General features: G+C 68.0%; 11 protein-coding genes. 7 read left to right on the top strand and 4 right to left on the bottom strand.

Annotated features, from left to right (window positions below; all coding sequences use genetic code 11):
• The first annotated feature begins 89 nt into the window (after positions 1–89).
• Together D7325_RS18175 and D7325_RS18170 are read left to right on the top strand one after the other, a co-directional pair.
• Positions 90–299: a DUF1127 domain-containing protein gene (locus D7325_RS18175; RefSeq protein WP_120997866.1), complete on the top strand. Its 210-nt coding sequence runs from the start codon at positions 90–92 to the stop codon at positions 297–299.
• Positions 300–363: 64 nt separating this feature from the next.
• Complete coding sequence (locus D7325_RS18170; RefSeq protein WP_120997865.1) at positions 364–678, top strand: DUF2388 domain-containing protein; 315 nt, start codon at positions 364–366, stop codon at positions 676–678.
• Positions 679–1,676: 998 nt separating this feature from the next.
• Here D7325_RS18170 and D7325_RS19150 read toward each other — a convergent pair.
• Positions 1,677–2,114, bottom strand: a complete 438-nt coding sequence (locus D7325_RS19150) for a hypothetical protein (RefSeq protein WP_162988072.1) — start codon at positions 2,112–2,114, stop codon at positions 1,677–1,679.
• A gap of 274 nt (positions 2,115–2,388) precedes the next feature.
• On the opposite strand from D7325_RS19150, the gene D7325_RS18160 reads away from it, so the two are divergent.
• The 3 genes from D7325_RS18160 to D7325_RS18150 are packed head-to-tail and all read left to right on the top strand — an operon-like array spanning position 2,389 to position 4,984.
• Positions 2,389–2,679 (top strand): DUF2388 domain-containing protein, encoded by a 291-nt coding sequence (locus D7325_RS18160; protein ID WP_120997864.1) that lies wholly within the window; start codon positions 2,389–2,391, stop codon positions 2,677–2,679.
• 23 nt (positions 2,680–2,702) lie between these two features.
• Positions 2,703–3,020, top strand: a complete 318-nt coding sequence (locus tag D7325_RS18155; RefSeq protein WP_120997863.1) for a DUF2388 domain-containing protein — start codon at positions 2,703–2,705, stop codon at positions 3,018–3,020.
• Positions 3,017–4,984: a DUF7844 domain-containing protein gene (locus tag D7325_RS18150; protein WP_120997862.1), complete on the top strand. Its 1,968-nt coding sequence runs from the start codon at positions 3,017–3,019 to the stop codon at positions 4,982–4,984. Before D7325_RS18155 ends, D7325_RS18150 begins: the two co-directional genes overlap by 4 nt.
• Positions 4,985–5,382: 398 nt before the next feature.
• Here the strand turns inward: D7325_RS18150 and polA are convergent, their stop codons facing one another.
• Entirely contained in the window at positions 5,383–8,127 is a 2,745-nt protein-coding gene (gene polA, locus D7325_RS18145; protein ID WP_120997861.1) for a DNA polymerase I, read from the bottom strand.
• Between the two features lie 75 nt (positions 8,128–8,202).
• Here polA and D7325_RS18140 point away from each other — a divergent pair, with 75 nt between their 5' ends.
• Both D7325_RS18140 and D7325_RS18135 read left to right on the top strand, forming a co-directional pair.
• The gene (locus tag D7325_RS18140; RefSeq protein WP_120997860.1) at positions 8,203–8,484 is read left to right on the top strand and encodes a DUF2782 domain-containing protein; all 282 of its coding nucleotides are present in this window, start codon (positions 8,203–8,205) and stop codon (positions 8,482–8,484) included.
• Positions 8,485–8,491: 7 nt separating this feature from the next.
• Positions 8,492–9,445 carry a homoserine kinase gene (locus tag D7325_RS18135; protein ID WP_120997859.1) on the top strand — a complete coding sequence of 318 codons (954 nt, stop codon included), beginning with the start codon at positions 8,492–8,494 and terminating at the stop codon, positions 9,443–9,445.
• Here the strand turns inward: D7325_RS18135 and D7325_RS18130 are convergent.
• Complete coding sequence (locus tag D7325_RS18130; RefSeq protein ID WP_120997858.1) at positions 9,442–10,467, bottom strand: AbrB family transcriptional regulator; 1,026 nt, start codon at positions 10,465–10,467, stop codon at positions 9,442–9,444. The genes D7325_RS18135 and D7325_RS18130 overlap by 4 nt on opposite strands.
• Positions 10,464–11,993: a tripartite tricarboxylate transporter permease gene (locus D7325_RS18125; RefSeq protein WP_120997857.1), complete on the bottom strand. Its 1,530-nt coding sequence runs from the start codon at positions 11,991–11,993 to the stop codon at positions 10,464–10,466. The genes D7325_RS18130 and D7325_RS18125 overlap by 4 nt, the downstream gene beginning before the upstream one ends.
• Position 11,994 lies beyond the last annotated feature (1 nt).

Below are 11,994 nucleotides of genomic sequence, written 5' to 3'. Positions count from 1 at the left end.
CGCCCCTGTGACTACGTCCGCCACTGTTCCTGGCCGATGCTGATTACCCATCAGCCATGCCCGCCGCCGTGCGGGAAGGAGCCTTGGTCATGGAACAGGTGCTGCCCCGGCTCATTGCCCGGTTTCGGCCGTTCGACCCCTTCGGCCTGCTGTTACACGCGGCGCAACGCCTGGCCGTCTGGCGCCGGAACGCACGCACGCGCCGGCAGCTCGCTGCGCTGGACGAGCGCGCCCTGGCCGACGTGGGCATCAGCCGGGCGGCGCGCGAACAGGAGCTGAGCAAGCCCTTCTGGCGATGACGCAACGGAACGCGAGGGCGCTTCGGGCGGTCTTCAGCGTGACAACCCATTGAGGAGAATCGCCATGCTTCGTCGACTTGCCCCCCTTTGCGCCGTTTCGCTGCTGCTGGCCGGACAGGCCCAGGCCGAAAGCTTCATCGCCACCACCGACATGGTTGTCGGCGGCGCCATCCGCAGCCTTGAAGCCACCACCAACGCCACGGCGCAGGTGGACGACAAGATCGTGCTGGCCGCGCGCGAAGACGCCGCCGCCTTCGTCGCCAGCGAGGGCACCGTGCGTGGTGCTCACCTGGAAGCCGCGCTCACGCATATCCGCAGCCAGTCGCCGGATATCCAGGCGACCGACCTGCAGTTGGCGAGCGCCATCCTCGCGCAGTGAGGGCGGTACCGCGGTAGGCGTGGCGCGGGTCCGTCGTGAGGCCATGAGCCTGGCGATGGACCGGTGTCGGCCGGGAATGCGCTTGCCGCGCTTGTCTTGGCGCGGAGGAGCTTCGAGCGCCACGTTCCTCGGCCCGGCCTACAGATTGCGCCTTGCACGGCGCGTTTGGACGCTGAATTTAGCTGCCTTTTGTAGGAGCCCGCTTGCGGGCGAAGCTTTTGCTTTTTGCTTCGTGATTTGGGGTTATGGACGCCGCACTTTCCTCGGCCCGGCCTACAGCTTGCGTCTTGCACGGCGCCGGAATTTTGGATCGTATGTAGGAGCCCGCTTGCGGGCGATGCTTTTGTCTTTTGGCTTCGCGGTCTGGAGTTTCGGGCGCCGCGCTTTCCTTGGCCCGGCCTACAGGTTGCGCCTTGCACGGCGCGTCACTTTCTCTTGTTTCGCCAAGAGAAAGTAACCAAAGAGAAGGCGACCCCATCATCCGGGTCTTCGCTGTGCGAAGACTTCCCTCACTCCGGCGCCGCTCCGGGGGCACGTCACGACGGGACGTCCCTGTCCCGCCGCGCCTCGCTCGGCGTCCTGCCTCGCGTCCCCCTGCGCAACGCCTGCGTTCGGCCGGATGAAAGGGGGTTGGTTCGAGTGGTCTGGGAGTGAGGTGCAAGGCGAAATTAAAAGCCTGTAGTGGCCTAATTTTGAGCACGCGCCGGTTGGGCACAACATGGGGCGGCCAGGTAAAGGTCTCATCGCCGTGCAAGCGGTGGAAAACGCGTTGCGGTTTTCCACCCTACGGTGGTGGCGGTTCGGTGACAGGCCTAGTCCGTGGGCTTGGAGGACGTAAGGCGGATTCAGGAGCGAAGCGAACAATCCGCCGGGGACGCCGCCGATACGAATCGGTGCATTGCTTCGCGAATGCACCCTACGGTTGTCTCCCATTCGATACCACAACAGCTGCGCTTTCTCTTTTTCTGCTTTGCTTCTTGCTCTTCACACCCAAACCATCAGCCCACACCACTCGCCCCGTCAGCAGGCTGAGCGCAGGTGTCGTGGAAGGGGTTGAGCGGCAGGGACGCCGCGAGAGCCGCGAGGGCCATGGATGGCCCTTCGTGGCGCGCCCCTGGAACGGCACCGGAGCGAGGGAACCCCGGCAAAGCCGGGGCCGGATGCAGGGGCAAGCGGTTTTGGTTATTTTTGCCGCGATTGGCAAAAGTGACGCGCCGTGCAAGGCGCAACCTGTAGGTCGGGCCGAGGAAAGCGCGGCGTTCAAAACGCCTGAGCGAGACGCCGAGAATGAAAGCAAAAGCTTCGCCAGCAAGCTGGCTCCTACGGACCTGCAAGCTTTCGCGCCGTGCAAGGCACAATCGGTAGTTCGGGCCGCGGAAAGCGCGGCGTCCAAAACCCCAGATCGTGAAGCCAAAAGACAAGAGCATCGCCCGCAAGCGGGCTCCTACGGTGCATCCCAGCATTCCGCGCCGTGCAAGGCGCAACCTGTAGGCCGGGCCGAGGAAAGCGTGGCGTTCGAAACACCTGAGCGAGACGCCGAGAATGAAAGCAAAAGCATCGCCAGCAAGCCGGCTCCTACGTACCTGCAAAGCTTTCGCGCCGTGCAGGGCGCAACCTGCCCACCAGGCCCGGTACTGCCTGGTCGGACTAGCCGCCACGTACCGCTTTGGTTAGCCTTTGCCGCCGTTCTCCTCCGCGACAAGGTTGTTCATGCGTTCCCCTGTTTTCCTCCTCGCTCTGCTCTTCGTCGCCGGCCCGGCCGGTGCATTCGGCGTCACCACCGAAGGGGTCGCCGCGACGTCCTTCGTCAGCAGCCAGCTCACCAGCCTGCCATTCGACGATCGCCTCGCCCTCGCCCGGGACGATGCCGCGAGCTTCGTCGCCAGCGGTGGCGAGCTGGCTGGAGCCCGCCTGACCGAAGCCCTGCGCCTGCTGCGTGACACCTATCCCCAGCTTGATGCCAGCGATTTCGAACTGGCGCAGGCGTTGCTCGTCCAATGACCGTTCTGCTACGGAATGCCCCGATGCCTTTGATCAAAGCCCTGCCGCTGTTCGTCCTCCTGTGCGCCGCCGGCGTTCAGGCTCAGACGCTCGAAGCCACCAGCAACATCGTCGTCCGCGCGCTGGATCGCAGCGTCGACTTCACCTCCGACACCACCACCTCGATCCGCGACATGAAGGAAGTCGCCGCCGCCCGCGACGAGGCCGCGGCGTTCGTCGCCAGCGGGGGCGCCCAGCGCCATGCGCGCCTGGAAGCGGCTCTGCGCGAACTCCGCGAGCGCGTCCCGCAGGCGCGTAAAGCCGATGACCTGGCGCTGGCCGAGGCCATTCTCGCCCTGTGAACAGCCTGCGAGCGGCGCTGTTGCTGATCGGCCTGCTGTCGGTCGCCGATGCCGTCGCCGGGTTGCGGCTGGTGCTCGAGCCGCAGGGCCTCGGCCCCGCCGACATCGAGGCGACCCGCCTGCTGCTCGACGAGGCGCACGCCGCGCTGCCGCCCCGCTTCGTCGAGCGGCTCGATCGCTCGGTGCGGGTGCGCTGGTCCGACGATTTGCCGGCCAACGGCTATGGCCGGGCGGGTGGCGATCTGCTCGAACTCAACCGCGACCGGCTTGCTGCGCTGGTCGACGGTTCCGCCGCCTCCACGTCTACCGATCGTCCGCACGGCACGGTGCGCCGCGAACTGCTGGCGACGGTGCTGCATGAGCTGATGCACCTGTATGACCGCGCGCAGCGCTGGGATGACAGCACGCGCGCGCAGCTGGCCCGCTGCGGCTGGCGGGACGCCTCTACCGGACTCGTCGGCTTGCCCGCGGCGTGTCGCGGCCAGACCGACCGGCGCTTCACGCTGAGCGACGACCCGCGCCTGCTGGATCTCGCCGGCTGGCCGCAGCGCGTCGGCACGCGGGGCGAACGGGAAGCCGAGAATCATCAGGTCGCGCGCAGCCCCGATCCCTACGAGCGGCGTAATCCGCGCGAGTTCGTCGCGGTCAATTTCGAATACTTTCTGCTCGACCCGTCCTACCGGTGCCGCCGCCCCTCGCTGGCCCGCTACTTCGCCGAGCATTTCGGCTGGCGGCCGGCGGGCAAGCCCTGCCCGGACGGTTTGCCGATCCTCAATGCCGGCAGCGATTTCGCCCGGATGCCGCTGCTCAGCCTCGATCCGGCGCGGGTCTACGAAGTCGACTACCTGTTCGCCGAAGCCAACGATGCCTGGGCCAGCCGCTGGGGCCATACCATGCTGCGGCTGGTGATCTGCGCGCCCGGCCGCCCGCTCGGGCCGGACTGTCGGCTCGACCTGGCGCACCATCTGGTGCTGTCGTTTCGCGCGTTTGTCGGCGACGTGCAGCTGTCGAGCTGGGACGGGCTGACCGGCCAGTACCCCTCGCGGCTGTTCGTGCTGCCGCTCGATCAGGTGGTCGACGAGTACACCAAGGTCGAACTGCGCAGCCTGGCGTCGGTGCCGCTGCGGCTGACCCGCGAGCAGCTCGAGGCGCTGGTGGTGCGCAGTGCCGAACTGCACTGGAGCTACGACGGCGACTACTTCTTCCTGACCAACAATTGCGCGGTCGAGACGCTCAAGCTGCTGCGCAGCGGCACCGATCACCCGGCGCTGCGCGACCTCGACAGCATCATGCCCAACGGCCTGCTGGCCGTGCTCGGCGCGCGTGGCCTGGCCGACCTCGGCGTGCTCGAGGACCCGCGCGAGGCGCTGCGGCTGGGCTATCGCTTCGAGTCCTACCGGGATCGCTACCAGGCGATGTTCGCTATCGTCCGCGAGCGCCTCGGCGTGCCGCAGGCGTGGGTCGAGGATTGGCTCGATCTGCCGGCGACCGAGCGTGCGTCCTGGTTCGAGAAGGCCGACCTGCGTGCCAGCGCGGCGCTGCTGCTGGTCGAGCAGGCGGCGTTGCGGCAACAGGTGCTGCTGGCGCAGGACGAGCTGAAGCGGCGTTACCTGGATGCGCGGCAAGCCGGCGATGGCTCGCTGCATGAGGCCGACGGCGCCTTGCAGGCGATACTGGCCAACAGCGGCTTCCTGAGTCGTCCGGCGGAGCTGCTGGTGGATTCGGGGTACGGCCTGCCGCAGGCCCGGGAACGCGCGGAGCTGGAGCAGCGCAGCGCGCGCCGGCAGGCCGAACTGGCGCGGTTGAGCGACCAGCTCGACGAGGAAATCCAGAGCCTGCTGAGTCCCGAGCGCCAGGCCGCGCTCGAGGCGGTGCGGCAGAATCTCGCCTGGCTGCGCGACCACCTGCATGCATTGCATCGGGCGTCTGGCGGTCTGCAGCTACCCGGCGCTGCTGCCCGCTGACGGCGGAGCCTTTCGCGCAGACGAAAAAAAACCTCGAACTTCATTGGGGGAGGGGGAAGTTCGAGGTCCAAGTCCGGACCGCTAGGGCGGGGTCCAGAGATCTGCCAACACTTAACACAACAAGGAGCATCGAAAGGCCTTTTGGGCCTCTCGAAATCCTCTGACCGAGGTTGGCTGCGCTTAGTTCAATCCGCCCCGGAAAAAAGCCGAACCTGACCGAAATCGCCCCGCCAGACCGCGCGCCGCGGCCGTTCGGCTCATAACCGCAGGGTGGAAAGCCGCGCAGCGTTTACCACCACTTACACGCCCAGGTGAGACGCTCATGGGCGGGCCAGCACACGCGTGGATGAGGCTTCGCCATCATCCACCCCTACGTCCAGCCATTTGCGCCCTGTCTGTCAGTGCGCTTCGTCCCAGTTCAGCCCGACGCCGGCCTCGACCACCAGCGGTACGTCCAGCTGCGCGGCGCCGCTCATCAGCGGCCGAATGCGATCGCAGACCTGTTCGACCAGGTCCTCGCGCACTTCCAGCACCAGTTCGTCATGCACCTGCAGAATCACCCGAGCGTCGAGCGCCTCGTCCTGCAACCAGCGGTCCACGGCGATCATCGCGCGCTTGATGATGTCCGCCGCGGTGCCCTGCATCGGCGCGTTGATGGCGGTGCGCTCGGCCGCCTTGCGCATGGCGCCGTTCTTCGAGTGGATTTCCGGCAGGTACAGGCGGCGCCCGAACAGGGTCTCGACGAAGCCCTGCTCGGCGGCCTGGGCGCGCGTGCGTTCCATGTAGTCGAGTACGCCGGGGTAGCGGGTGAAGTAACGGTCGATGTAGGCCTGCGCCTCGCCGCGGCCGACGCCGATCTGCTTGGCCAGGCCGAAGGCGCTCATGCCGTAGATCAGGCCGAAGTTGATCGCCTTGGCACTGCGCCGCTGGTCGCCGCTGACCTCCTCGAGGGCGACGCCGAAGACTTCCGCCGCGGTGGCGCGGTGGACGTCCAGGTCGTTCTGGAAGGCGTGCAGCAGGCCGGCGTCCTGCGCCAGGTGCGCCATGATGCGCAGCTCGATCTGCGAGTAGTCCGCCGCCAGCAGGCGGTAACCCTTCGGCGCGACGAAGGCCTGGCGGATGCGCCGGCCCTCGGCAGTGCGGATCGGGATGTTCTGCAGGTTCGGGTCGCTCGACGACAGCCGCCCGGTGGCGGTGACGGCCTGGTGGTAGCTGGTGTGGATGCGCCCGGTGCGCGGGTTGATCTGCTGCGGCAGCTTGTCGGTGTAGGTGCCCTTGAGCTTGCTCAAGGACCGGTGCTGCATGATCACTTTCGGCAGCGGGTAGTCGCGCTCGGCCAGTTCGGCGAGCACGCCCTCGGCGGTGGACGGCTGGCCACCGGAGGTCTTCGACAGCACCGGGCAGCCGAGCTTGTCGTAGAGAATGGCGCAGAGCTGCTTGGGCGAGCCGAGGTTGAATTCCTCGCCGGCGATCTCGAACGCCTGGCGCTCCAGCTCGACCATCTTGTTGCCGAGTTCGACGCTCTGCTGACCGAGCAGCTGGGCGTCGACCAGCGCGCCGTTGCGCTCGATCCGCGCCAGCACCGGCACCAGCGGAATCTCGATGTCCTTCAGCACGCCGGCCAGCGACGGCGTCTGCTCCAGCTTGCCCCACAGCGTCTGGTGCAGGCGCAGCGTGACGTCGGCGTCCTCCGCCGAATACGGCCCGGCCTGCTCGATGGCGATCTGGTCGAAGGTCAGCTGCTTGGCGCCCTTGCCGGCGATGTCCTCGAAGCGGATGGTGCCGCGGCCGAGGTACTTGAGCGCCAGGCTGTCCATGTCGTGGCGGGTGGCGGTGGCGTCGAGCACGTAGGACTCGAGCATGGTGTCGAAGGCCAGGCCACGCAGCTCGACGCCGTAGTGCATCAGCACGTTCATGTCGTACTTGCCGTGCTGGCAGATCTTCACCCGCCCCTCGTCTTCCAGCAGCGGCTTGAGCGCGGCGAGCACGGCATCGCGGTCGAGCTGCTTCGGCACGCCCATGTAGCTGTGGCACAGCGGCACGTAGGCGGCCTTGCCCGGCTCGATGGCGAAGGACACGCCGACCAGCTCGGCGCGCTGGGCGTCGATGCTGGTGGTCTCGGTGTCGAAGGCGAAGCAGTCGGCCTGTTGCAGGGCGGCCAGCCAGCGGTCGAAGTCGGCCTGCTCGAGGATCGTCTCGTACTCGGCCTCGGCCTGGATCGAGCAGCCTTCGGGCTGGACATCGCAGTCTTCGCCGGCCGCCTTGGCCTCGCGCAGCAGCTCGTCGAGCCAGTTCTTGAATTCCAGTTCGCGGTAGAGCGCGATCAGCGCCTCGCGGTGCGGCTCGCCGGGCATCAGGTCGCCGACCTCGACGTCCAGCGCCACGTCGATCTTGATGGTCGCCAGTTCGTAGGACATGAACGCCGCGTCGCGGTGTTCTTCCAGCTTCGCCGCCAAGGATTTCGCGCCGCGGATCGGCAGGTCGCCGACCTTGTCCAGGTTCTCGTAAAGACCCTTCAGGCCACCCTCGATGCCGTTGAGCAGGCCGCAGGCGGTCTTCTCGCCCACGCCGGGCACGCCGGGGATGTTGTCGACCTTGTCGCCCATCAGCGCGAGGAAGTCGATGATCAGCTCCGGGCCGACGCCGAACTTGGCCTTCACGCCTTCGATGTCGTAGACGCTGCCGGTCATGGTGTTGACCAGCGTCACGTGCGGGCAGACCAGCTGGGCCATGTCCTTGTCGCCGGTGGAGATCACCACGTCGCGCTCGAGCGCGGCGCAGCGGCGCGCGAGGGTGCCTATCACGTCGTCCGCCTCGACCCCGTCGACGCACAGCAGCGGCAGGCCGAGCGCGCGGATGCTGGCATGCAGCGGCTCGACCTGGCTGCGCAGGTCGTCCGGCATCGGCGGACGGTGCGACTTGTACTCGGCGAACAGCTCGTCGCGGAAGGTCTTGCCCTTGGCGTCGAAGACCACCGCGAAGGGGCTGTCCGGGTACTGCTTGCGCAGGCTGAGCAGCATGTTCAGCACGCCCTTGACCGCACCGGTCGGCTTGCCGGTGGAGGTGGTCAGCGGCGGCAGGGCATGGAAGGCGCGGTAGAGGTAGGAGGAGCCGTCCACCAGGACGAGGGGCGCTTGAGTCATGGGAGGATCAACCTTTTCGGCGGGCCGGCGGCTAGAATTGCCACGTCACTGACCGGGAAAAGGGGCAAGGTTACCATGCGACACGCGAGATTCTGGATGCTGGCCGGCGTGCTGGCGCTGGCCCCGATGGGTGCCCTGGCGCAGGAATCGGTGGATGCCGAGCCGGACGTCACCATCCGTCAGGAGGGCGATCGCACGGTCGAGGAATACCGCGTCAACGGCTTCCTCTATGCGATCAAGGTCACGCCCAAGCACGGCAAGCCGTACTTCCTGGTGCGCGCCGACGGCGACAGCAACTTCATCCGCAGCGACCGGCCGGACATGCTGATCCCGGCGTGGAAAATCTTCAGCTGGTGAGGTCCGGATGTCCGTCTTCACCCCGCTGACCCGCGACCAGCTCGAGCCGTTCCTGGCGCCCTATCGGCTCGGCCGGCTGCGGGCCTTCGAAGGCATCGCCGCGGGCAGCGAGAACAGCAACTTCTTCGTCAGCCTGGACGGCGGCGAGTACGTGCTGACGCTGGTCGAGCGAGGCCCGCAGGCCGATCTGCCGTTCTTCGTCGAACTGCTCGAAGCGCTGCACCAGGCCGATCTGCCGGTGCCCTACGCGCTGACCACCGAGACGGGCGAGGCCCTGCGCGCGCTGGCCGGCAAGCCTGCGCTGCTGCAGCCGCGGCTGCCGGGCCGGCACGTGCACGACCCGGCGCCGGCGCATTGCACGCAGGTCGGCCAGTGGCTGGCGCGGCTGCACCTGGCCACCGCCGGGCGCGTGCTGGAGCGGCGCAGCGACCGCGGGCTGGACTGGATGCTCGACGCCGGCCCGCGGCTGCTGGCCGTACTTGAAGCCGGGCCGCGTGCGTTGCTGGAAGCGGTGCTCGGCGAGGTCGCGGCCCACAAGCCGGCGATCCTCGCGCTGCCGCGCGCCAACCTGCATGCCGATCTGTTCCGCGACAACGTGCTGTTCGAGGCCGGTCGGCTGACCGGCGTGATCGACTTCTACAATGCCTGCGCCGGGCCGATGCTCTATGACGTGGCCATCGCCGTGAACGACTGGTGCTCGTTGCCCGACGGCGCGCTCGACCCGATCCGCGCCGAGGCACTGCTCGCCGGCTATGCGGCGCTGCGGCCGTTCGTGGCCGAGGAGGCGGCGCATTGGCCGCGGATGCTGCGCATCGCCTGCGTGCGCTTCTGGCTGTCCCGCCTGATCGCCGCGCAGGCCCACGCCGGGCAGGCCGTGCTCATCCATGATCCCGCCGAATTCCAGCAACGGCTGGTCGCGCGCCAGCAGGTGAGCGTTGTGCTGCCGGGCGGGGCGCGTTAGCCGGCGCGGCGGCGCTGCCAGAGGCTGAAGATCGGCTCGGCGAGAAACATCACGAGAAACAGCCGCAGCACCTGAAGCGCCGTCACCAGCGCGACGGACAGTTGCAGGGCCTCGGCCGTGAGGCAGAGTTCAGTGATGCCGCCGGGCATCATCCCGAGCATCAGCGATGTGCCGTCCAGCCGGGCGACCGAGCCGAGCGCCAGCGCGAGCAAGGCGGCCGTCAGCATCGCCAGCAGGGTGAACAGCAGGATGCGCAGCAGGAAGGCCGGCGCGCTGCGGAAGAACGGCCGGTCGAAGTGGCACCCCAGCGAGCAGCCGATCAGCCACTGGCCGAGCTGGCCGGCACCGTCCGGCAGCCCCAGGTGAAGGTCGAATGTCACGCTGGCCACCGCGCAGGCCGTGAGCGGGCCGAGCATCCAGGGGTTCGGCTGGCCGGCCTTCTGCCACAGCATGGCCAGCAGCGCGCCGGTCGGCAGCAGCAGGGCGAGCCAGGCCCAGTCGACCGGCATCGGCGGCGCATCGACCGCCGGCAGGCTCCAGGTGAAGAGGGCCGGCACGATCAAGACCACCAGCAACAGGCGCAGGCTATGCGCCGCCGCGACGCGGGCCGGTTGCGCCTGATGGCGGTTGGCGAGGTTGACCATTTCGCTGGCGCCACCCGGCATGCTGGCGAAGAACGCCGTGGCGCGGTCGGTGCCGGTACGCATGAGGATGACGATGCCGATCAGGCTGAGCAGCAGCGTGCCCAGCGCGCCGGCGAGGATGACGCCGAAATGCGCCAGCACCTGCTGCATCACTTCGCTGGTGAAGTGCAGGCCGATGCCGCTGGCGATGATCCACTGCCCGGCCTTGCGCGCATGGGGCACGTCGGTCACCAGCCAGCCGGCGCAGCGCGCAAGGATGACCGCCAGCAGCGAGCCGATCATCCACGGCAGCGGCCAGCCGGCGAGGGTCGCCAGCCAGCCGCCGAGGGCACCCACCAGCGGCGTGCCCCACCAGGCCGGTAACCTGCCTGCGATCATGGCGCGGGCTGGGTCTCGGCGCCTTTGTCATGCACGCGGCGGCGCGTTGCACGCCACCAGCGCAGGCCCGGCAAGGCCAGCATCAGGATGGCCAGCGCCCAGAGGATCAGCGTGATCGGGCTGCTCCAGAGGATCGCCAGGTCGCCGTTGGAAATCGACAGCGCACGGCGCAGGTTGCTCTCCATCATCTCGCCGAGCACGAAGCCCAGGATCAGCGACGACAGCGGGAAGTCCAGCTTGCGCAGGATGTAACCGAACACGCCGAGGCCGATCATCAGCACCAGGTCGAAGGTGGTGCTGTGCACGGCGTAGACGCCCACCAGGCTGACCACCGTGATCGCCGGGACCAGCACCCAGTTGGGTACGGCCAGCATGCGGGAAAACAGGCCGATCAGCGGGATGTTCATCAACAGCAGGATGACGTTGCCGATGAACAGCGAGGCGATCAGGCCCCAGACCACGTCGGGCTGCTGTTCGAACAGCAGCGGGCCGGGCGTGATGTTGTAGAGCGTCAGCGCGCCGATCATCACCGCGGTGGTGCCGGAGCCGGGCACGCCGAGGGTGAGCATCGGGATCAGCGAGCCGCACGCCGAGGCGTTGTTGGCCGCTTCCGGCGCCGCCACGCCGCGCAGGTCGCCATCGCCGAAGCGGCCGCTGGCACCGGCCATGCGCTTCTCGGTCATGTAGGTAACCGCACTGGCGATGGTCGCGCCGGCGCCCGGCAGCGTGCCGATGACGAAGCCGACCACGCTGCTGCGCAGCATGGTGCCGACGGTCTGGGTGTATTCCTTGAGGTTGAACAGCATGCGGCCGCTGGCCTTGACCGCCTGCTGGCCGGCGTGGGTCTGTTCGAGCATCAGCAGCACTTCGCTGACCGAGAACAGGCCGATCACCACGATCACGAACTGGATGCCGTCCGACAGGCTGACGCTGCCGAAGGTGAAGCGGTAGACGCCGGTGGTCGAGTCGACCCCGACGGTCGCCAGGCCCAGGCCGATCAGGGCCGACATCAGCGTCTTGACCGGCTTGTCGCCGACCATGCCGCCCAGGCAGGCGATGGCAAAGACCATCAGCACGAAGTATTCAGCCGGCCCGAAGGCCACCGCCCACTTGGCCAGCAGCGGGGCGAACGCGACCACGCCGCAGGTGGCGATGATGCTGCCGGTGAAGGAGCTCACCGCCGAGAGCGACAGGGCGATGCCTGCCTTGCCCTGACGCGCCAGCGGGTAGCCGTCCAGGGTGGTCATGATGGCCGCGGCATCGCCCGGCACGTTCAGCAGGATCGCCGAGATGCGCCCGCCGTATTCGCAGCCCAGGTACACGGCCGCGAGCAGGATCAGCGCGGTTTCCGGCGGCAGGCCGAGCGCGAAGGCCAGCGGCAGCAGCAGCGCCACCCCGTTGATCGGGCCGAGGCCGGGCAGCAGGCCGACGATGGTGCCGACGAAGGCGCCGAACAGCGCCACCAGCAGGTTGGTCGGACGCAGGGCGACGTCGAAGCCCTGCATCAGGAAATTCAGGGTTTCCATG

This window comes from Stutzerimonas urumqiensis, assembly GCF_003640395.1.
In the GTDB taxonomy this organism is placed as follows: Bacteria; Pseudomonadota; Gammaproteobacteria; order Pseudomonadales; family Pseudomonadaceae; genus Stutzerimonas; species Stutzerimonas urumqiensis.
The sequence above is the reverse complement of the archived record's forward strand: the minus strand, read 5'-3'. Positions and strand labels throughout refer to the sequence as shown.

What these genes read in the sequence shown, in the direction of transcription:
- D7325_RS18175 (WP_120997866.1), top strand. Translation starts at nt 90, where the DNA reads ATGGAACAGGTGCTGCCCCGGCTCATTGCCCGGTTTCGGCCGTTCGAC.
- D7325_RS18170 (WP_120997865.1), top strand. Translation starts at nt 364, where the DNA reads ATGCTTCGTCGACTTGCCCCCCTTTGCGCCGTTTCGCTGCTGCTGGCC.
- D7325_RS18160 (WP_120997864.1), top strand. Translation starts at nt 2,389, where the DNA reads ATGCGTTCCCCTGTTTTCCTCCTCGCTCTGCTCTTCGTCGCCGGCCCG.
- D7325_RS18155 (WP_120997863.1), top strand. Translation starts at nt 2,703, where the DNA reads ATGCCTTTGATCAAAGCCCTGCCGCTGTTCGTCCTCCTGTGCGCCGCC.
- polA (WP_120997861.1), bottom strand. Translation starts at nt 8,127, where the DNA reads ATGACTCAAGCGCCCCTCGTCCTGGTGGACGGCTCCTCCTACCTCTAC.
- D7325_RS18140 (WP_120997860.1), top strand. Translation starts at nt 8,203, where the DNA reads ATGCGACACGCGAGATTCTGGATGCTGGCCGGCGTGCTGGCGCTGGCC.
- D7325_RS18135 (WP_120997859.1), top strand. Translation starts at nt 8,492, where the DNA reads ATGTCCGTCTTCACCCCGCTGACCCGCGACCAGCTCGAGCCGTTCCTG.
- D7325_RS18130 (WP_120997858.1), bottom strand. Translation starts at nt 10,467, where the DNA reads ATGATCGCAGGCAGGTTACCGGCCTGGTGGGGCACGCCGCTGGTGGGT.
- D7325_RS18125 (WP_120997857.1), bottom strand. Translation starts at nt 11,993, where the DNA reads ATGGAAACCCTGAATTTCCTGATGCAGGGCTTCGACGTCGCCCTGCGT.